This window comes from Gemmatimonadota bacterium (genome assembly GCA_026706345.1).
In the GTDB taxonomy this organism is placed as follows: Bacteria; JAAXHH01; JAAXHH01; order JAAXHH01; family JAAXHH01; genus JAAXHH01.
This window is the reverse complement of sequence record JAPOYX010000070.1, coordinates 1-2,217: the sequence shown is the minus strand read 5'-3', so window position 1 is coordinate 2,217 and position 2,217 is coordinate 1. Positions and strand designations below refer to the sequence as shown.

The window sequence follows — 2,217 nt, the reverse complement described above, 5'->3', positions numbered from 1 at the left end:
ACTGATGAAGCATCACAACGCCCGCCGTGCCGGTCAGCAAGGCGATCTTCGTTGCCGATTGGTGGTTTCAATTGTTCCGGGCGACCAGTCCGGCCGCTTCATCCGCAAGGCGTGTGATTTCGTCGAACCTGGACGCCCGAACCAGTGCCGGACTTACGATCCAAGTCCCACCACATGCGAGGACATTGGGCAGTTCCAGATAGTCGCGGAGGTTATTCGGGGCGATGCCGCCGGTGGGCAGAAACCGGATCGAGGGATACGGGCCGGACAACGCCTTCAGGAACGACACGCCGCCGCTGGCCTCGGCTGGAAAGAACTTGACGGCCTCGAGACCGAAGCCCATGGCCTGTTCGACTCCAGTCGGATTGTTGATGCCGGGAAGGATTGGCACATCAAGCTCAATGCAGGCTTCAACAACCGTGGGGTTGAAACCGGGCGTGACGACAAACTGGCCACCAGCCCGATAGGCCATTTCCACCTGATCAACATTGAGCACTGTTCCGGCTCCCACCAGCATCTCCGGAACTTGCTCCCGCAGGATCCTGATCGAATCCGCCGCCGCTTCCGATCGGAACGTGATTTCGGCAACCGGCAAACCGCCCGCCAATAACGCTCTCGCAAGGGGCAGGGCAACTTCGCAGCCATCCAGTTCGACAACCGGCACCACCCTGGCCTCGCCGAGCCGAGCCAAGACATTCCGTGCATTGTCGGTCATGGTTCTTGATCCGAATTGGGTATGCATTGAGACGGCTCAGAGCCGATGTTTGCCTGCTGGGATAGGACGTGCATTTCAACTGCGGGCCATCAAGGCTCCCGACTCGCCAACCACCCGGGAGGCGATCTTGTGGCCGGCCAGGAGGCATCGCCCTTCATCTTCGCCGCGAAGGAATGCCGCCAGATAACCACCGTTGAAGCTGTCTCCGGCCGCAGTCGTATCGACGACGTCGGGAGCGGGAGTGAATTCGGGATGCGCGCGGCGCGCGAGCCGCGGCGACACCGGGCCGAGCGCTCCTCGCTTGATGGCGCAGGCATGCCAATCTGAAGCGGCGAATCGCGCGATTACGGCCTCTTCGTCCGCATCGCCGAACAAGGCGATCTCGTCGTCAACGGACGGCAGGGCAATGTCCGCAACCCGCCACATCTCACGGACTGAGCGGCGCGCGGTCTCGGCATCCTCCCAGAGCTGCGGCCGGTAGTTCGAATCAAAGGCCACATGGCACGCGCCGCGCCCCCGCAACTCGCGCAAATACGCGATGAGATGCCGGCGGGCCAAAGGACGAAGGATGGCCAGCGTGATGGCTGACAGGTAGACAACCCTTGCGGGCGGCAGCGAAGCAAGGGGCTCGGAGGATGCGAACAGTCGGCGCGCCGCGGAGTTGCTGCGCCAGTAGTGAAAGATGCGTTCGCCGGTGCTGTCGGTCGACACGGTGTAAATGCCGAGGTTACGTTCGCGATCGAAGCCGACCTGGGAAACATCGATCCCCTCATTCTTCGCTGCGCTCAGGAAGGCGTGGGAAAGGGGATCACAGCCGACGCGCGTGCAGTAGCCGATGCGGGCCGATGGGTCGGATTCTCTGGTGCAATAGACCGCGGTGTTGAACGTGTCGCCTGCAAACCCGACGCGGAAGCCGGCTGTCGGATCTTGCCGGATCTCGGCCATGACTTCGCCGATCGCGAGCAGATCCACTGTCACGAGTCCGGTGCAATGGCAGACATGCTCGGTTCCCAGCGTTTCGTATGGTTATTGTCGCAGTGTGACACCGGCCGGACGGCATCGTCCTGCGTCCGTTCTACAGCATCTTCGAGCAAGCGATCGATCGTAGCGACGAGCCGCTGCTGTGGAATGCCTCTGCCGGCCCGCATACAGGTCACTCGAACCCAGCGGTTTCCGGTTGCGTCCCCGCCTACGGCCTCGGTTGGTGCGCAGTCCCTTCTCCGCCCGCCCGTTCCGCCGCCCATGGATCACCCAAGAACGGACTTCGCGGCGGTGCGCATCACGTCCTGGCGGTTCAGGTGAGCGTCAACTTGTTTACCGATCTGCCGATAACACCTGTCTCAGACATGAGATATCTTGCATAAGTATCAAATTAGAATGGGGTTATGGCTGGTAGTTGGGATTCGAAACCACTGAACCCGGCATCTTCTGATCACGCGGCGACAACGATTTCTTCGCGATCGGCGGCTACTTAGGCGGGGGCAATCATCAGAAAAACGACC

General features: G+C 61.4%; 2 protein-coding genes. Both read right to left on the bottom strand.

All coding sequences use genetic code 11. The features are described 5' to 3' along the window. Positions 1-67: 67 nt before the first annotated feature. Positions 68-715, bottom strand: a complete 648-nt coding sequence (locus tag OXG98_05870) for a bifunctional 4-hydroxy-2-oxoglutarate aldolase/2-dehydro-3-deoxy-phosphogluconate aldolase (protein ID MCY3771528.1) — start codon at positions 713-715, stop codon at positions 68-70. A gap of 75 nt (positions 716-790) precedes the next feature. Continuing rightward, the gene (locus OXG98_05865) at positions 791-1,687 is read right to left on the bottom strand and encodes a sugar kinase (protein ID MCY3771527.1); all 897 of its coding nucleotides are present in this window, start codon (positions 1,685-1,687) and stop codon (positions 791-793) included. Positions 1,688-2,217: the final 530 nt, after the last annotated feature.